A 19,179-nucleotide genomic window follows, 5' to 3' on the forward strand; every position below is an offset into this window, starting at 1 on the left:
TCCTATTTTTCAAGTTCTTTAATCACTTCATTTAAATCCTTAAAAGTATAAGTCGGTGGTACTGATTTTTTCTCTATTTCTTCTTTAGTTGTGACACCAGTTTGTACATGAATCGTGTCTATATCAACATTAATACCAGACATAATATCTGTATCATATAAATCTCCTACCATCGCTACATCTGAACGGTCTAAGTCTAAAATTTCTAAGGCTTTATTCATAATAATCGGCTCTGGTTTGCCAATAAATACGGGTTGGACACCTGTCGAAACTGACACGACACTTGTAATCGCTCCATTACCTGGTAAAAATCCTCTCTCTTTTGGTATAGAGACATCTTGGTTTGTTGAGATAAACTTAGCACCATTTCGCACACCTAACGTTGCAGTTGAAAGCTTTTCGTAGGTAACTTGCTCATCTAAACCAACCACTACGTAATCCACGAATTCATCGTCTTTGAGTACCAATCCTTGTGCAGTTAAAGCATTGGATAACCCGCTTCCACCTAACATGTATACAGTTGCTCCAGGTGATTCTTCTGCGATAAATTCCGCGGTTGCCAAAGCTGATGTAACAACTTCATCAGCTTGTGCGACAATACCCATTGTATTTAATTTTGATGCTACTTCTTCTGGTTCTTTCGTTGAATTATTTGTCACGTATAAATGTGGAATATTTTGATTATTTAAGTAAGAAATAAATTGGGCTGCTCCATCAATTTCTTCATTCCCTTTATACATCGTTCCATCTAAATCGATTAAATACGCTTTATAATTTTTCATTATGACTTATTCTCCTTTTTTACCAAAAGCTGTGATTGGAACATTTTCATTTTTTAAAAACTGAATTACTTCATCAATATAACTTTGATAAAATGGCACTGCTTCATCAAAGATGGGTATCAATGTCGTCGTATTAAGTTCATCATAATAATGAACAAATTGCTTTCTTACATCAACGGTTTGATTAATTTGATGTTGTGTATCTTTAGATATCACTTTTTCTAACGCTAAAATATCTATAACATCCTTATAATTACCAGGATCTCTAAGTATAAAGCCGTCTATAATCATATTACCAATGTCTACCGCTGATTCAATAAACATTTGCGCAATACGTTCAAATGCATAATGATTATCTTTATGGCTAGGATAATCTTGAATTAATTGTTGTAAATAATTTAATTTAGTATTCAATTGTTCTTTATTAACAAAATACATTTTAGTCACCCCTATCCATCTCATCATACCATAACTTTGCAGACAAATTCATTTATGGTTATACTGTAAATCAAGACTTTTAGTAAGATCAAAATTGCTTTAAATAAGCTAATTTAAACTAAATACTTATATTGTTAGGAGCCTAAACATGATTGATATGTATCTATATGATGATGATGAATCTGCACAAGTCCAATTTGTTGGTTTTGTTGGTGAACACAGCCGTTATGATTTAATGCTAGTTCAAACCAACCGCCATTTTGGGAAAACAATCGTCCTTAATATGCAAACAAATAAATTTGGCATTATTGGCACAGATGACTTAGAAGAAGAAGGCTATATCGCACATATTCTTGGTGTGTCTGAAATCGAAGGTAACGAGATTACAGCATATTTAAATGAAGTCATTCAATAACATGATGCCATAGTACTTGCGCTATGCCTCAAAATATTAATCAATAAAAACAAACCAAAAGCGTATAATCGCCTTTGGTTTGTTTTGTTAAAATGGAAATATCTATTCACTGTTTGCCAGCATATATTATTTCTCTGATTGTTGGATACTGGGCTGAATTTTAACATCATGCAGTTTATCTTCTTCAAGTATCGCGTCACTTTCTGTTGTTTCGCTTTCATCTAACTGTGTCTTAATTTCACTTTCTGGAATACGTCTTAAAATAAAGTAAGGACAGCCAAAATTACAATACTCTAATAGATAATCTTGTATTGTTGAGAATCGTTTACTTAACTCTGTCTTTTTATTATTATCATTATAAAACCCTTTTAATCTCAATTGGTCATATCCAAAATCACCAACAATGAAATCATACTTATCCAAAATATCTGAGTATCTGTTGGCAAATGTTTCTTCTTCAAAACACGCTCTATATTCCTCTATTATCTCAAAGTATTGTCCATTTACTTTTATCATATCATTCACCTAATCTATGTCATTTCATAAACTCAATTATAAATAATAAAATATTAAAATGACTCACATATTTATATCATATTTCTAATAAAGACTTAGTTCATATAGTGCGATACACGCAATCATCTAAAATGAACTAAGCCTTATTTTAATTAGTTATTCGTATCTGTACCAATTTCATTACCAAGTTTTTCTTCTCCGATGCGGTGTCTTTCTTTTGCAGCTTCATTTACTTGTTCATCTGCATGATAAGAACTTCTTACAAGTGGACCAGCTTGGCAATGTTTAAAACCTTTATCCATTGCTACTTTTCTTAATTTACCAAATTCTAAAGGTGTGTAATATTTTTCAACTTTTAAGTGTTTACGTGAAGGTTGTAAATATTGACCTATTGTCAAAATATCCACATCATTAGCACGAAGGTCATCCATTGTTTCATAAATTTCCTCGTGTGTTTCACCTAATCCCACCATTAAACTTGATTTTGTAGGAATATCAGGTTGTAATTCTTTAGAACGTCTCAAGAACTCTAATGTACGATCGTAAGTCGCTCTAGCACGAACTCTCGGTGTCAAACGGCGAACTGTCTCGATGTTATGGTTTAAGATATCCGGTTTTGATGCCATTAATGTTTCTAATGCATCATAATCTCCGCCCATATCTGAAGGTAAGATTTCAATTGATGTAAATGGATTACGTTCACGTACTTTACGCACTGTTTCAGCGTATACATTTGAACCTGCATCTCTTAAATCATCACGCGCAACTGCAGTAATAACAACATGTTTTAAATTCATTAACTCTACAGATTCTGCCACGCGTTCTGGCTCATCTAAATCTAATTCGTTAGGTAAACCAGTCTTAACTGCACAGAAACGACAAGCTCGTGTACAAACTGCACCAAGAATCATAAATGTTGCAGTACGACGCTCACCCCAACACTCGTGTATATTAGGACACTTTGCTTCTTCACAAACTGTATGTAAATTCTTTTCGCGCATCATTTTCTTAAGACCAGTATAATTTTCGTTAGTATTTAGTTTTATTTTTAACCAATCTGGTTTACGTAAAATTTCTTCATTTTTAGTAGCCATAACATGACAATCCTCCCGATTTGAAATCTCTAATCATTATAACGAAATTTCCAACAAATTAAAACGTATTATTACAACAATTTAATATTCTAACAATTTTTCCTTGAAAATATCTCGTAAAAACTCTGGCATTAAGTAATCTATGGCTTGGTCTTTTAACATTGGGAAATATCTACCAAATGTATACATATCAACTGTTCCTAAGATATACGTGCCATCATTATCTATTTCTTCACCATTGATAAAATAACGTGATTCCGATTCGATAAATCCAAGGTTATATAAAATATAACCGCCAAAAATATCACCTCTAAAACCCAAACCTTGCGCATGTTCATTCAAATATTCTTGCTTTTGACTTTTAATAATTACTTGCTTTAATTCTTGACCACTTAATTTAATACGCACTGCGTTAATTGGATGCGGTAACATTTGATGAATATCATATTCTGTAATTTGATTACCATCAATTCCTTGTACAATTAAACCAGCATTAATAATCGTACAATCTGCATTCGTAAATTCAAACAAACTCTCTGCTAGCATATAAGATGTTTGTGAAATCATGTTCGTTCTTCTAGGTAATTGGATAGGATAATCTATGACAGCGTCACTAAGGAGTGCCTTGCCTTCCGCTTCAAAATGTGTTTCTACTTCAGGCAGCTTTTCTATAGGGTGAATCGTTGCTTCTTTATGCACTACAACATTATCTTCAATCTCTAAAGTAACCTCACCTAAGAAATAACCATATTTACCTGCAGCTGCCATAAGCACGTCATGATTAAATTCACCATTTTCGAAATAATGATGCGTATGACTTCCTAAAATTAAATCAATTTCAGGTATTTCCTGACATAACTTTTCGTCAAAAAAGACCCCTACATGACTCATAATAATTAATAAATCATAAGCACCTTCATTAGCACTTATCTCGTCTTTAATTGCTTCTAATGGATTCGTCACAACCCAGTCTAGCGCTCTATAAAACGGCGTAAATGGAGCTGTAGCAGCCACAAATAATATACGCACACCATCTATTACCTTAATAAATGATGAAGAGATATTATTTGGTAATTGACCGCGTTCATCAAAAACATTGGCACAAGTCACATCAAATTTTGCATTATCGTATAATGTGTTTAATGCATCATGAGATATCGTCATACCTTCGTTATTACCAATCGTAGCCAAATCACAATGTGCATCATTTAATAATTCAACATTTTTGATACCCATCGTTGCCTCAGTCACAGGCGCTGACAAATCAACGTGATCACCTATATCTAAGTAGAGCGAGGGATGCTTCAATTTAGGTCTCTCTTGAGCTAAATACTCAGTGATACGTGCGTATTCATGTAGATGACTGTGTATATCATTCGTATGATAAATTGTTAATTTCATCTATGTTTTCCCTCCTCTTATTTTATAAAAATGATTTAATGATTAGATATATACCCATTATGAGCATGACTGCACGCAATAATGTAACGACAGTATTCGATTGAATGGATCGATTAATTTTGACACCTAATTTAGCACCAAAATAACTTGCTATAATTAAGATGATTGCATAACCCCAGGCTACGTGACCTTGTACGATATGACCTGCTGAACTGACAACACTTGAAAAGAAAATCATCATCATACTCGTACCTACCGCAACATGCGGTGGGAATCTAAATACAATGAGCATTAGTGGTGTCATTAAAGCACCGCCACCAATACCAAAGAGTCCTGTTAAAATACCAATAAATAATGTAGCCACAAATGCAACCAATGGTGGTACGTGATAGTGATATGTTTCCCCATGACCATCCACATAGGTTTTTTCATATTGTGGTTTCGCAAATACTTTTAAAGGCTTAATTTTATTTCTTACCATCAATAGGATGGCAACTAAGATTAAAAATATACCAAAATATAAATTAAATGATTCTAATGTCAGATAACGACTTATGATTGAACCAATTAATGAACCTGGTAGTAAGCCAAATAAAAATATCGATCCATTCTTAACATCAACTTGTTTTGTCTTAAGATAACCAAGTGTGGAAGATAAGCCGGTTACAATTAATATAACAGAAGATGTTCCGATAGCAATTTGAGGTGTTATGCCGTGTAACAAATCATTATCCACACCTAAATATACAATTGTCGGAACTATTATTATGCCGCCACCAATACCTACTAAAGAGCCTATGACCGCTGACAAACCACCAATTAAAATCAATAATATAATTGTTAACATCTTATCGCTCCTAGAATAATTTTAATTGCTGTGGTGCTAATCCTTCGTAATCTATGCCCAACAAGCGTTGGTATGTTTTAGCATTTTGTGCTGCATGACCACCAGAATTATTATTAAATACAACATAAATTTTTTTGGCTTTATGTTCTAATACTTTAACTTTATTCACTAAATCTTGTAGTTCAGATTCACTGTAATCATATAGATATCTCACGTCGCGCCATGCCTCGTCGGTCATGTCCTTTTTCGTCCACCCGTGAACATTCCGCCCATGATAACGTACAAATGCTTTTTCATGCGTGATTCTATTGACGAGCGGTATAGACCCTTGACCTGCTTGTGGTTCATCACAAACAGCATGGATGATGCGTTGTTGCGTTAAAAACGCCAATGTTTCTTCTTTAAATTGATCATTAAACCACGATTGATGCCTAAACTCGACACATATCGGAAAGTCTTTTAATTGTTCTCGCACGTATCTTATATATGTAATATTCGGTACGGTACAATCAAACCATGGTGGAAATTGAACTAATATCATAGCGAGTTTACTTTCATCCATTAGCGGTTGTAACATATCCTTAAATTGATCAAAAAGGCTTTGTCTTGTTTCTGCATAATCATGAAAATCAGCATGAAGTGTTAGTGCTTGATGTATTTTAACAATAAATTCAAAGCGTTCTGGTGTTTCTTTAATCCACTTTCTTATATTCCTTTCAGGTTGTATGGCATAATAAGTTGCATCAAGTTCCACTATTGGAAAGTGACTTGCGTATGTAATTAATTTATCTGTTTTTCGTTGCAAATCCTCATATAATGTATCGTGGTCGCCCCAACCTGTTAATCCAATATTTATCATATGTATCACCAAATTAATGATACCACAGATGATTTATGATATTCACTTGATTAAATTCAATTTACGATAACTTTAAAAAACTAAAGATTTTTATTTCAAATGATTTACTATGTATCATAAAAAATGAGACTAGAAACTTAATAATTCATTAAGCCTTCTAGTCTCGTCTTTGATAATTTTTCATATATGGCGTTGCAGTTATCGATTCATTATTTCATTTGCTTGTTTAACCACATTTTCTATTAGTGCCCAAGCCGACATATGTTGTACAAGCCTTGGACTTTGACCACTCCATAAATGTGTCCACTGCGCATTACCTTTATTTGCGGCTTCTTTGCGCAATGCATTTGTCAGTTGATTTTGTATCGGATAATCTGGAATTTCATCATCATATTCATTCATTTTATGAATAAATTCATTCTCTATGCCTCTTGCTGGTTTACCAGTAATAACATTAGTGACAACTGTATCCGTTTCTTTACTTTGACTAATTGCATGCTTATATAGTTGACTTGCACCACTTTCATCTGATGTTAAAAATGCTGTGCCCATTTGAACACCTTCTGCGCCTAATACCATACTAGCCACTAATCCTCTACCATCCATAATCCCGCCTGCTGCTACGACTGGGATATTGATTTGATCAACCATTTGAGGAACTAAAGACATGGTGCCAATAAGCGGTGTAAGTTGGCTTGCAGTTTCAGAAAACGCGCCTCTATGACCACCTGCTTCACTACCTTGCGCAATGACCATATCCATTCCTGCAGATTCATTGGCTATTGCCTCTTCAACACTTGTTGCTGTGCCAATTAATTTAATATGACGTTCTTTTAATTTTTCAATAACTGTTTGTTCTGGAATACCAAATGTAAATGAAACCGCAGGCACACCTTTTTCAATAACTAGGTCAATCGCATCTTTAAATTGCTGTTTTTCAGTCATATTGATTACAGGCTCTTCTATATTAAATGCACGTCTATAGGGCTTTAACCATGCATTCATATGTTCCACTTTTTCAGGGATGTATAATTTATCACTTGGTACGAATAAATTGACTGCATAAGGTAAATCCGTTAATTCTTGAAGATAAGTAATTTCTTGTTCTAATCTATCTGAACTAAAATATCCAGCTCCAATTGTACCTAATCCACCAGCATTACTCACAGTTGCAACTAATTCAGGTGTCGTTGAACCAGCCATGCCCGCTTGAATAATTGGATATTTCACATTCAATAACCCAGTAACTCTTGTAGATAATTTCATACCAACATACTCCTTTAATACACGTCTAAGGCAAGTCGAGACGCAGACTACCTTATCCGTTTTGATTTGATCAGCAACCAACTCAAATTCACACTAGATGGATACTTCCTCAAAAACTATTTTTCATTATATGCTTTTTTCTGTAATTCTAATTTTTCCTTTTCTTCTTCGTCCATTTCATCTTCAATTTCCATTCCGAGCATCTCTTCAATCAGATCTTCATGAGAAACAATCGCATCGGTGCCACCATATTCATCTAACACAATCGCTAAATGCTTTCTTGAAACTGTCATTTTTCTTAACACCCACTCGGCTCTATTGTGCTCATTCACAAATAAAGGTTCAGATGTATAGTTTAAAATATCATTATCTGGTTCACGACTCCATGCAAGTAAGTATTTAGAATGGAAAATACCTATCACATCATCTATATCTTCATCATAGACTGGATATCTAGTGTAAGGCTTTGATACGACTGTCTCATATGCATCTTCGTATGAAACATCTGATGGAAAAGCTGTAACATTGATGCGTGGTGTTGTATCTATATCTGTAATCTTTAATTGCTCAAAATCCATGACACCTTGTATGCGATTTCGTTCTATTTCATTAAACGCACCTTCACTGCCTGCAATCGTCACCATCTGTCTAATTTCTTCTTTAGAAAAGCGCTTTGTCTCATCTGTACCATTTGATAGTGCTTTATTTATCAAATCTGTTAATGCATTTAATATCTTAGTGATTGGTTTAAAAATAAATACAAAAAATGAAATTGGTGTATAAATCAAACGCGACATTCTGTCAGGATAAGTGGCGGCGATAGATTTGGGTATAACTTCCGAAATAATGATAATTGCTATCGTAGTTACTGCTGTAGCTAACCCAACATTAATCCCCATATCAACTGCAAGAATTGTTACAAGTGTCGGTAAAATAATATTTGCAATATTATTACCTATTAAAATCGTAGTTATAAATTCGCTCGGTTTACTTAATAACTTTGCGAGTTTTCCGGCTTTTTTGTTTCCGTGTTGTGCATCTGTTTGTATCTTCATCCTATTTGCAGCAGTTAAAGCTGTTTCACTTCCTGAAAAGAAAAATGAAGCAAACAAAAGTATGATTATAGCAATAATCATCAGTGCAAGACTCCTTTAGCAATCATTATTAAAAAACTTTATATTTTGATATTTTATTCCCTAATCCTATATATGATAAACACGCTTCCACCTGATAGATTAAATAATATAGCATATATCTAAAACCGAAATAAAGCTTATACGGTGTAGCTTCACTTTTTCATCATCCTCATGTTAAACTACTTTATCACCATAATTTGCTCTACAAATTTAAATAACAGACAAGAGTATTTCTATGGCCAAAGTTCAATAATGCCAAAGTTGTGGTATGCCACTTGATAAAAAAACACCAGCTGGCACAGAAAGTGATGGTATTTTATCGAAAAAATACTGTCTTCATTGTTACCAAGATGGTGCTTTTACAATGAACCTAGATTTTGATGCAATGTACGCATATAACCTGAAAAGATTCCAATAATCCGATATGAATAAAGTTCAAAAATTCTTTTTAAACAAAATGTACACAAAAAAATTCATGGCAAAATTAGATCGTTGGCGTAAATGACACTAAGTTTATACACTATGTAATATGGCAAGCAATGCATATGATTACTTCCAACATTGAACCTGTATGTTTACACTGAAATCATATCAAAAAAACACGAGTATACACTATAGTTAAAGTATCACTTGATGCACACTTTAACCATAGGTATTACTCGTGTTTTATTATTTTATAAAAGAAAGTTAGAGATTAGAAAATCTTAACCAATACTTCCTTCCATTTCGAATTTAATTAAACGGTTCATTTCAACAGCATATTCCATTGGAAGTTCTTTCGTGAATGGTTCAATGAAGCCCATTACGATCATTTCTGTAGCTTCTTCTTCAGAAATACCACGACTCATCAAGTAGAATAATTGTTCTTCAGAAACTTTTGAAACTTTCGCTTCATGCTCTAAAGAAATATTATCATTGAATACTTCATTATAAGGAATTGTATCTGAAGTTGACTCATTATCTAAAATTAAAGTATCACATTCGATGTTTGAACGTGCACCTTTCGCTTTACGACCAAAATGAACGATACCACGATAAACAACTTTACCGCCATCTTTAGAAATAGATTTAGAGACAATCGTTGAAGATGTATTAGGTGCTTTATGAATCATTTTAGCGCCTGCATCTTGAACTTGTCCTTTACCAGCAAATGCAATCGATAATGTGCTACCTTTAGCGCCTTCACCCATTAGTACACAGTTTGGATATTTCATAGTTAATTTAGAACCTAAGTTACCATCAACCCATTCCATGTTACCATTTTCGTATACTAATGTACGTTTCGTTACTAAGTTATAAACATTGTTTGCCCAGTTTTGGATTGTTGTATAACGCACGTGTGCATCTTTATGAACAATAATTTCAACAACAGCTGAGTGTAATGAGCTTGTTGAGTAAACAGGGGCAGTACAACCTTCAACATAGTTCACTGAAGCACCTTCATCTGCAATGATTAAAGTACGTTCGAATTGTCCCATATTTTCTGAGTTAATACGGAAATAAGCTTGTAATGGTGTATCTAATTTAATATTTTTAGGTACGTAGATGAATGAACCACCTGACCATACAGCTGAGTTTAACGCTGAGAATTTGTTATCTGCAGCTGGCACAACCGTTGAGAAATACTGCTTAAATAACTCTTCGTTTTCTCTTAAAGCACTGTCTGTATCTTTAAAGATAATGCCTTTATCTTCAAGTTCTTTTTCCATATTATGGTAAACAACTTCTGACTCATATTGTGCTGAAACACCAGCAAGATATTTTTGCTCTGCTTCTGGAATACCAAGTTTATCAAATGTACGTTTGATTTCTTCTGGTACTTCATCCCAAGAACGTTCAGTGTTCTCTGATGGCTTAACATAGTAAGTGATATCATCAAAATCCAATTCTGATAAATCCCCACCCCATTGTGGCATAGGCATTTTATAAAATTGTTTTAATGATTTCAATCTATAATTTAGCATCCATTCTGGTTCTTCTTTCATATTTGAAATTTCACGGACAATATTTTCCGTCAAACCGCGTTCTGATCTAAAAATGGAAACATCTTCATCGTGGAAACCATATTGATAATTCCCAACATCAGGTGCTTTTTTAGCCATTTAAATCACTCCTTTTATATATTAAAAAACGACTAACGTGCTAATTGATTTGTCTGTTATTTGCATTTTTTTACTTTATCTCATAGAGACTATTATTCTATCTATACATATTCACGTTTATTTATCTTGTTGTTCTTTCCAGTTTGAATGGAATTTTACACAATGTCAACGTATCAATTCGAATGAATCTTTACTCTTCTGTATTGCCTTCCTTTTCAACTGTACCCTTTTCAAGTGCTTTCCAAGCTAATGTGGCACATTTAATTCTTGCTGGAAATTGCGCAACACCTTGTAACGCTTCAATGTCGCCCATATCTTCGCTAATTTCATATTCTTCACCAAGCATCATTTTTGAAAATTCTTGGCTCATTTTCATAGCGTCAGCCAATGTGTGACCTTTGACCGCTTCTGTCATCATAGAAGCGCTCGACATAGAAATAGAACAACCTTCACCATCAAATTTAGCATCTTTAATGAAACCATCTTCGATATCAAACGTTAGATGAATGCGATCCCCACAAGTTGGATTGTTCATGTCTACCGTCATAGAACCATTGTCTAAAGTGCCTTTATTTCTAGGACTTTTATAATGATCCATTATAACTGAACGATACAACTGATTTAAATTATTAAAATTCATATGAGAAAAACTCCTTCGTTTGTTTCAATGCTTCAACGAATTGGTCAATATCTTCTTTCGTGTTATAAATGTAAAAACTTGCACGCGCTGTAGAAGATTGGTTTAACCATTTCATAAGTGGTTGTGCACAATGATGTCCTGCTCTTACTGCTACGCCTTCAGTATCTACTGCAGTCGCAACGTCATGTGCATGAACATCAACCATATTAAAAGTAATGACACCTGCACGTTTGTCTTTGGCAGGTCCATAAATTTCAATACCATCTACTTCTGACATTTTATCATAAGCGTATGCAGTTAATTCTGATTCATGTTGATGAATCGCTTCGAAGCCAATATTTTGTAAATATCTAATTGCTTCGGCCAAACCAATTGCCTGTGCAATTAATGGTGTACCAGCTTCAAATTTAGTCGGTAAATCTGCCCATGAAGCATCGTACTTACTTACAAAATCTATCATGTCACCGCCGAATTCGGTAGGCTCCATTTTATTAAGTAGCGTACGTTTACCATACAGAACACCAATACCTGTTGGCCCTAGCATTTTATGGCCACTAAAGCTATAGAAATCGACATCTAACGCTTGCATATCTAGTGCCATATGAGGCGCAGCTTGTGCACCATCAACACTGATAATTGCACCGTGTTGGTGTGCGATTTCAGTAATTGCTTTAATATCATTAATCGTACCTAAGACATTAGAAACATGTGCAATCGCAACAATTTTCGTATTATCATTGATTGTTGCCTTAACATCTTCTAACGCTAATTGTCCATCTTCAGTCATTGGTATAAATTTCAAATGTGCATTTTTACGTTTAGCTAATTGTTGCCACGGCACAATATTTGCATGATGTTCCATTTCAGTAACAACAATCTCATCACCTTCAGAAACATGTGCGTCACCATAACTATGTGCAACAATATTAATAGAAGCCGTTGTACCTCTTGTAAAAATGACTTCCTCAAAATATTTAGCATTAATGAAACGTCTGACTGTTTCACGTGCACTCTCGTAACCATCTGTTGCTAATGAACCAAGTGTGTGAACACCACGATGCACATTTGAGTTATAACGTTTGTAATAATCCGCCATAACATCAATCACTTGAACAGGCGTTTGGCTAGTGGCCGTTGTATCTAAATACGCTAATCTTTTTCCATTCACTTGTTGGTTGAGAATCGGAAAATCTTTTATAATTTCAGTAACATTTAATGTATCAGTCAAATTATTCACAGGCCTTCCTTAATTAAGAATCAATAATCAGACCTTAGTAAAGGTTCAATCATAACTTGTAAAACGTATTTAATAACCATTTACATACGTTCAAATTTTGACATCACAATTTAATTACTACTGTCCTTGACTACATTTATTTTTGTTAATTATTTGTTTACTTTAAGTTCAATTACTTCACGCAATTGGCGTTTTACATCTTCGATAGGTAATTCACGTACTACTGGATCTAAGAAACCGTGAATAACTAAACGTTCAGCTTCTTGACGAGAAATACCACGACTCATTAAGTAATAAAGTTGTTCTGGATCTACACGACCAACAGAAGCTGCATGTCCAGCCTCTACATCATCTTCATCAATTAATAAGATTGGGTTAGCATCTCCTCGAGCATTTTCAGATAGCATTAATACACGAGATTCTTGGTTTGCATTTGATTTCGTACCACCATGTTTAATATAACCAATACCATTAAATACAGTTGACGCACTTTCAAGCATAACACCGTGTTTTAAAATATAACCAATCGTTTCTTTACCATACTGAACAATTTTAGAAGTTAAATTGATTTTTTGACTTCCAGTTCCAACTACCACGGACTTCAATTCACTTTCAGAACGATCACCGATTAAGTTAGTTGTATTATCAATAATTTGACTACCTTCATTCATTAGACCTAAAGCCCAATTAATCTTCGCATCGGCATCTGCTGTACCACGACGAATGATATGACCTGTAAAGCCTTTATCTAAATAATCAACTGATCCGTAAGTGATTTTTGAGTTAGCACCAGCAATTACTTCTGAAATAATGTTTAGTTGATTGCCTTCACCGTCTGCATTTGATAAATAGTTCTCTACGTACGTTACTTCCGCACTTTCTTCAGCAGCAATAATAACATGATTGTAAAAACTTGCTTGGTTGTCATCATGTAACACAACATATTGAATAGGATGCTCCACGACAACGTTTTTAGGTACGTAAACAAACATACCACCGTTTAATAACGCTGTGTGTAACGCAGTCAATCTATGCTCATCTACAACTACTGCTTCTTTCATGAAATATTGTTTCACTAAATCTGGGTGATTTACTAACGCATCTGCTAAGCCTTCTACAATGACACCGTCATTTTTTGCAGAGTCAGAAATTTTAGAAAAAGCAAGTGTATTATTATGTTGGATAATTAAATTTTCTGAGTTCTCAATATCAATAATCTCTTTAACAGCTTCTGGCAATGCTTCTAATGATTGATATACATCGCCTGTCGTTTCATGTTGTTTAAATGAGTCAAAATCCCATCTATTAATTTTTGTTTTATCTGGTTTTGGCATTTCTAAAGTTTCGGTTAATTTCAACGCTTCTTTACGTAATTCTGTTAACCAAGCTGGCTCATTATGGGCTTGTGAATACTCAACAAGTTGCGCTTCAGAAATGTTCAAAGTTTCAGTCGTCATACTATTTTCCTCCCATTTGATGATTATATGATTTAATTCATCGGCTTAAATCAAGACCTTAAATCTTCATCTAAATTAATATATTTAATATGAGTTGAGACTTATTCTGCAGCACCGAACTCTTCTTTAACCCATTCGTAACCTTCTTCTTCAAGGCGTTTCGCTAATTCAGGACCGCCTGAAGTAACTACTTTACCACCATACATTACATGAACGTGATCAGGTGTGATGTAGTTTAATAGACGTTGATAGTGCGTAATGATTAATGAACCGAACTCTTTACCACGCATTTGGTTGATACCTTTAGAAACAACTTTTAGCGCATCGATATCTAAACCAGAGTCAATTTCATCTAAAATAGCAAATTTAGGTTCTAACATCATTAATTGTAAAATCTCATTACGTTTTTTCTCTCCGCCTGAGAAACCTTCATTTAAATAACGTTGAGCCATATCTTGATCTATATCTAAATAGTCCATTTCTTTATCAAGTTTCTTAATGAATTGCATTAAGTTAATTTCTTCGCCTTCTTCACGCTTTGCATTAATTGCTGAACGCATGAAATCTGCATTAGTTACACCAGTGATTTCTGATGGATATTGCATTGCTAAGAAAAGACCTGCTTTCGCACGTTCGTCAACTTCTAATTCTAAGATGTTGACGCCATCTAAGATAACTTCCCCTTGAGTTACTTCAAAGCTAGGGTGTCCCATGATTGCAGATGATAATGTTGATTTACCCGTACCATTTGGCCCCATAATTGCGTGTATTTCACCAGTGTTAATTGTTAAGTTAACACCTTTTAAGATTTCTTTATCTTCTATAGACACATGTAGGTCTTTAATTTCTAATGTTGATGGCATACATATTCCCTCCGTATTATATGATATGTTTTCCTATCTAGTTTATAATAATTTTAATCTACAGTCAAAAGACTGAGCCCTTGTTACATCATCTCATTATAACGTAGTTATAAGTGAATATAAACCTTTTCAAGTGCTAAATTAAAATCGTTATTAAAACACAATCATTTTCGATAATAATAGTAAGTATTTCTTAACTGATAAAAAACGATATCATGTTCTCAATGGTAATTTTTCGCAATATAATCAAAAATATATTTTTTACATCCTTTTTATTTTACGTGTTTCATTATTGTAATAGGCCATATTATGCTATTATCATTAATACATTTTATTTAAGAAAGGAATTGAATATGTCAAAAATCAAATGGTCAAATCTTTGGAAAGGTTTTGCGATGGGGACGACAGATCTCGTACCTGGTGTTAGTGGTGGTACAATCGCGCTCTTACTGGGTATATACGATGATTTCATACGTTCTATCAGTGGTCTTTTTTCAAAACGTTTTTGGGAAAGTTTAAAGTTTTTACTGCCTATCGGTATCGGCATGGTAGTTGCAATCGGTTTACTTAGTAAACTAATAAACTATTTACTTAGTACGCATACTGTTCCAACAATGTTCTTCTTTGTAGGTTTAATTGGTGGTATCATCCCCTATTTATTAAAAACTTCTCGATTCAAACACACTTTTACAACACCGCATTATTTATTATTAGTTGTAGGCATTATCGTCATAGTAATGATGACTGTGATGAATAGTGGTGATAAGCATGCGGGAGAAACACTATCACTTTCAACAGGCCTTATATTAAAATATTTTATTGCTGGCGCATGTGCTTCAAGTGCGATGTTATTACCAGGCATTTCAGGATCATTTATGTTACTCGTATTCGGTGTTTACGGTACAATCATGTATGCTATTTCTGAATTTGTTTCACTTAACTTTGCAGCCTTACCTATTTTAATCACTGTCGGTTGTGGTGTATTATTTGGATTCTTGTGTTCTAGTAAATTAATCCAATATTTATTGTCTTATTATACTTATTTAACATACGCATTAATCATAGGATTTGTAATTGGTTCACTATATGCTGTATTCCCCGGTTTACCAAGTACAATAATGATTTGGATTGTATCAATCGTTACGCTGTTATTAGGTTTTGTGATCAGTTATAGATTAGGTAGGTTGACCGCCGATTAACCGTTTCAACCTAAATTATAATCATACTTCAAAAAAAATCACTCAGTGTAATACGTTACACTAGCCATGAATTCTTAATTTTTATATAATAGAATATCAATCGGTATAGATTGAATAACAAATCAATGGAGGAATTAATTAATTTTTGGGAACCCTTATTAGTTTAATCACATTTATAGTATTACTTGCATTAACTGCATTCTTCGTTGCGACAGAATTCGCAATCGTCAAAGTACGTTCATCTCGTATCAATTCACTTGCTAGTGGAAATAATAAAAATGCGATTGCCGCTAAAAAAGTCGTAACGCATTTAGATGAATACCTAGCTGCTTGTCAATTAGGTATCACAATTACCGCTCTAGGAATAGGTATGGTCGGTGAATCCACTTTCGAATTTTTATTACATCCCTTATTTAGTAGTATTGGACTTTCTGAAACAATGATCCATATATTCACCTTAATCAGTGCTTTTGTTATTGCGACTTACTTACACGTTGTTGTTGGAGAAATGGCACCTAAGACCATTGCAATTCAAAAAGCTGAACAAATCACATTAATCATTGCCAAACCAATCATTATGTTTTACAAAATATTTTATCCATTTATATATATCCTTAATGGTTCGGCGCGTTTAATTTTAAAAATGTTCGGCATGCAACCTGCTAAAGAAAGTGAATTGTATCATTCAGAAGAAGAGTTAAAGCTATTAATTAAAGAAAGTCACGAAGGTGGAGAAATCTCTGAAAACGAATTAACTCATATTAATCGTGCTTTCGCTTTTGATGAAATGAAAATAAAAGACGGTTATCTACCTTTAGAAAAAGTTTCTGTTATCGATATAAATAGCGATATAAATGAAACAAAATCTTATGTAAACAATGCAAACTATACTAGATTTCCGGTAATCAAAGATAATCCAACGAACATTGTTGGCTACATTCATTCAAAAGATTTATTAAATGACAGTGTCACTTCAGTTCAGGAAATCACACACGATATCCTTAAAATTAAATTGACTACAAAATATCATCAGGTACTTGAACAAATGAAATCGCAACAAATTCATATCGCCCTTGTTGAAGATGAAAATCAACAAGCTATAGGTATCATTACAATGGAAAACATTTTAGAAAATATCGTCGGCGATATTAAAGATGAACACGATTAACATAAAATAATAAAACATAGGCGCAATAGGCACATATCATAAGACGTGACCTATTGCGCTTTTTTGTAAATTTAATTCTATATAACAAAATAACTTATGCAGAGGAGCGATCAATATTCAATACATTAAACATTTGCCTGGTAAATGGAAGATTATTGCGTCAACGTTTAATATGTGGACTTCTGGCAAAAAAGCAAATCCTTCTATCTCTTATTCAATAATAGAAAAGGAACCATTAATATTGCTAGACAAAGTACAGTATCAAACAAAATACAAAACAAAATCTATCTTAGGTTACGATAAATTAAAGGACGATCAATTTACTTGGACAGGCAAAGGATTGTTACGATGTTTCTCTAGCAAGTGGCGTATTATTTATTTAGATTCCGACATACTTATTATTCAATTTTCTTCCATTTTAGTAACAAAAGCTGGTATGGACATCCTAATCAAAGAAGAAGATGCAGGCAAATTATATAAAAAACGATTAAAGCATCAACCGAACTCATTTAATTTAAGTAAAGACATTATACAAAGTTTCCAATGGTTAATTTGATTTAAAAATTGAAAAACTAAAGTGTTTTTAATTGGTATTTAAATTTTAGAAATTAATGAACATTACAGAGCAAAATTTAATATTAGTTTCCAAATATCAAATTTTTTGAAAGACATTAAAATTAAATTTAGCCATTCATTTGAGCTTTTCTATATCACAAATACTTCAAACTATAGCGCGTTTAGTAATAATAACGAAAAACAAGCGTATAGTAACTATGCTTTGTTTACGTGTGGAACGTAAAAAATAACTAACACTCGTCTTTTACTTTGTAGTTGTAGTTTTAAATAATGCCCTTTTACAATATCCTAGACACAAAAACAACCCTTTAACTATTGGAGTTAAAGGGTTTGTTAATTAATTCAATATTATTTTGCTGGTACAACCGCACCATCGTAATGATCGTTGATGTAATCTTTAATTTCTTTAGATTGTAATACATCCATTAAAGCTTTGATTTTTTTATCGTCTTTATGTCCATCTTTAACTGCAATTAGGTTTGCATATGGATTATCTTTCGCTTTTTCTAAGACAATAGAATCATCTTTAGGGCTTAATTTTTGATCAATGGCAAAGTTAGAGTTAATGATGACGGCATCTGCATCTTCCTTTTGATAAATTTTTGGTAAATATTCTGCTGATTGTTTATTGTTAAATTTGATATCTTTTTTATTTTCTACAATATCATCAAATTTAGCATCTTCAATTTTAACACCTTTTTTAATTTTAATAAGTCCAGCGTCTTGGAAGAATTTTAAGAAACGACCTTCTTCAGCAGGATTATTTGAAACATAGACAGTAGCACCTTTAGGTAAATCTTTTAAACTTTTATATTTTTTAGAATATACGGCCATAGGTTCTAAATGAACATTACCTGCAGATTCAATCTTATAGCCTTTATCTTTTTTCTCAGTGTTTAAGTAAGGTGTATGTTGGAAGAAATTTGCGTCAATTTCTCCTTTATCTAATAATTTATTAGGTGTTGTATAATCATTGATTGTTTTAATCTTTAAATCATAACCTTTATCTTTTAATAACGGTTTTGCTTTTTCAAGAATTTCAGCGTGTGGCGCTGGTGAAGCACCAACAGTAATCGTCTTATCTTTACCGCCACCACCGTTACCACATGCAGCTAGAACAAGCGCAAGCACAACGACCGAAGCTAAACTTAATAACTTTTTCATATAAAAATCTCCCCTTTAT

General features: G+C 33.4%; 19 protein-coding genes and 1 pseudogene. 5 read left to right on the forward strand and 15 right to left on the reverse strand.

What is annotated here, in order from left to right:
• Positions 1-2: 2 nt before the first annotated feature.
• Both SSP_RS09275 and SSP_RS09280 read right to left on the reverse strand, forming a co-directional pair.
• Positions 3-782 carry a TIGR01457 family HAD-type hydrolase gene (locus tag SSP_RS09275; RefSeq protein ID WP_002483823.1) on the reverse strand — a complete coding sequence of 260 codons (780 nt, stop codon included), beginning with the start codon at positions 780-782 and terminating at the stop codon, positions 3-5.
• Positions 783-788: 6 nt separating this feature from the next.
• Positions 789-1,220, reverse strand: a complete 432-nt coding sequence (locus SSP_RS09280) for a DUF86 domain-containing protein (protein ID WP_002483824.1) — start codon at positions 1,218-1,220, stop codon at positions 789-791.
• 148 nt (positions 1,221-1,368) lie between these two features.
• Between SSP_RS09280 and SSP_RS09285 the strand changes: the two genes are divergently transcribed.
• Positions 1,369-1,635, forward strand: a complete 267-nt coding sequence (locus SSP_RS09285; RefSeq protein ID WP_011303531.1) for a DUF3055 domain-containing protein — start codon at positions 1,369-1,371, stop codon at positions 1,633-1,635.
• Positions 1,636-1,761: 126 nt separating this feature from the next.
• Here SSP_RS09285 and SSP_RS09290 read toward each other — a convergent pair whose 3' ends face one another.
• The 7 genes from SSP_RS09290 to SSP_RS09320 form a co-directional block, all read right to left on the reverse strand.
• Complete coding sequence (locus SSP_RS09290; RefSeq protein WP_011303532.1) at positions 1,762-2,151, reverse strand: YutD family protein; 390 nt, start codon at positions 2,149-2,151, stop codon at positions 1,762-1,764.
• A gap of 152 nt (positions 2,152-2,303) precedes the next feature.
• On the reverse strand, positions 2,304-3,245 hold the full coding sequence (lipA, locus tag SSP_RS09295; RefSeq protein WP_002483827.1) for a lipoyl synthase: 942 nt from the start codon (positions 3,243-3,245) through the stop codon (positions 2,304-2,306).
• Between the two features lie 81 nt (positions 3,246-3,326).
• Positions 3,327-4,646, reverse strand: coding sequence for a bifunctional metallophosphatase/5'-nucleotidase (locus SSP_RS09300; RefSeq protein WP_011303533.1), 1,320 nt, complete (start codon positions 4,644-4,646; stop codon positions 3,327-3,329).
• Between the two features lie 22 nt (positions 4,647-4,668).
• The gene (locus SSP_RS09305) at positions 4,669-5,493 is read right to left on the reverse strand and encodes a sulfite exporter TauE/SafE family protein (protein WP_011303534.1); all 825 of its coding nucleotides are present in this window, start codon (positions 5,491-5,493) and stop codon (positions 4,669-4,671) included.
• Between the two features lie 10 nt (positions 5,494-5,503).
• Entirely contained in the window at positions 5,504-6,352 is an 849-nt protein-coding gene (locus tag SSP_RS09310) for a DUF72 domain-containing protein (RefSeq protein ID WP_011303535.1), read from the reverse strand.
• A gap of 198 nt (positions 6,353-6,550) precedes the next feature.
• The gene (locus tag SSP_RS09315; protein ID WP_011303536.1) at positions 6,551-7,618 is read right to left on the reverse strand and encodes an NAD(P)H-dependent flavin oxidoreductase; all 1,068 of its coding nucleotides are present in this window, start codon (positions 7,616-7,618) and stop codon (positions 6,551-6,553) included.
• A gap of 116 nt (positions 7,619-7,734) precedes the next feature.
• Positions 7,735-8,754, reverse strand: a complete 1,020-nt coding sequence (locus SSP_RS09320) for a hemolysin family protein (protein WP_011303537.1) — start codon at positions 8,752-8,754, stop codon at positions 7,735-7,737.
• 265 nt (positions 8,755-9,019) lie between these two features.
• Between SSP_RS09320 and SSP_RS12830 the strand changes: the two are divergent.
• Positions 9,020-9,172: pseudogene (locus SSP_RS12830) on the forward strand (zinc ribbon domain-containing protein); the annotation flags it as partial.
• Positions 9,173-9,458: 286 nt separating this feature from the next.
• Here the strand turns inward: SSP_RS12830 and sufB are convergent.
• From sufB to sufC, 5 genes are all read right to left on the reverse strand, one after another.
• Complete coding sequence (gene sufB / locus SSP_RS09325; protein ID WP_002483834.1) at positions 9,459-10,856, reverse strand: Fe-S cluster assembly protein SufB; 1,398 nt, start codon at positions 10,854-10,856, stop codon at positions 9,459-9,461.
• 190 nt (positions 10,857-11,046) lie between these two features.
• Positions 11,047-11,496: a Fe-S cluster assembly sulfur transfer protein SufU gene (gene sufU, locus SSP_RS09330; protein ID WP_011303539.1), complete on the reverse strand. Its 450-nt coding sequence runs from the start codon at positions 11,494-11,496 to the stop codon at positions 11,047-11,049.
• Positions 11,486-12,724 carry a cysteine desulfurase gene (locus tag SSP_RS09335; RefSeq protein WP_037538939.1) on the reverse strand — a complete coding sequence of 413 codons (1,239 nt, stop codon included), beginning with the start codon at positions 12,722-12,724 and terminating at the stop codon, positions 11,486-11,488. The genes sufU and SSP_RS09335 overlap by 11 nt, the downstream gene beginning before the upstream one ends.
• Positions 12,725-12,882: 158 nt before the next feature.
• Positions 12,883-14,190 (reverse strand): Fe-S cluster assembly protein SufD, encoded by a 1,308-nt coding sequence (sufD, locus tag SSP_RS09340; RefSeq protein WP_011303540.1) that lies wholly within the window; start codon positions 14,188-14,190, stop codon positions 12,883-12,885.
• A gap of 101 nt (positions 14,191-14,291) precedes the next feature.
• Positions 14,292-15,053: a Fe-S cluster assembly ATPase SufC gene (gene sufC, locus SSP_RS09345; RefSeq protein WP_002483838.1), complete on the reverse strand. Its 762-nt coding sequence runs from the start codon at positions 15,051-15,053 to the stop codon at positions 14,292-14,294.
• A gap of 353 nt (positions 15,054-15,406) precedes the next feature.
• Between sufC and SSP_RS09350 the strand changes: the two genes are divergently transcribed.
• The 3 genes from SSP_RS09350 to SSP_RS09360 all read left to right on the forward strand — a co-directional run bounded on the left by SSP_RS09350 (position 15,407) and on the right by SSP_RS09360 (position 17,976).
• Positions 15,407-16,252 (forward strand): DUF368 domain-containing protein, encoded by an 846-nt coding sequence (locus SSP_RS09350; RefSeq protein ID WP_011303541.1) that lies wholly within the window; start codon positions 15,407-15,409, stop codon positions 16,250-16,252.
• 145 nt (positions 16,253-16,397) lie between these two features.
• Positions 16,398-17,420 (forward strand): hemolysin family protein, encoded by a 1,023-nt coding sequence (locus SSP_RS09355; protein WP_002483840.1) that lies wholly within the window; start codon positions 16,398-16,400, stop codon positions 17,418-17,420.
• A 133-nt stretch (positions 17,421-17,553) separates the two neighbouring features.
• Positions 17,554-17,976: a hypothetical protein gene (locus SSP_RS09360; RefSeq protein WP_051488179.1), complete on the forward strand. Its 423-nt coding sequence runs from the start codon at positions 17,554-17,556 to the stop codon at positions 17,974-17,976.
• 368 nt (positions 17,977-18,344) lie between these two features.
• Here the strand turns inward: SSP_RS09360 and SSP_RS09365 are convergent, their stop codons facing one another.
• Entirely contained in the window at positions 18,345-19,160 is an 816-nt protein-coding gene (locus SSP_RS09365; RefSeq protein ID WP_011303542.1) for a MetQ/NlpA family ABC transporter substrate-binding protein, read from the reverse strand.
• Positions 19,161-19,179 lie beyond the last annotated feature (19 nt).

Origin of the sequence: Staphylococcus saprophyticus subsp. saprophyticus ATCC 15305 = NCTC 7292 (assembly GCF_000010125.1) — a bacterium.
GTDB classification, from domain to species: Bacteria; Bacillota; Bacilli; order Staphylococcales; family Staphylococcaceae; genus Staphylococcus; species Staphylococcus saprophyticus.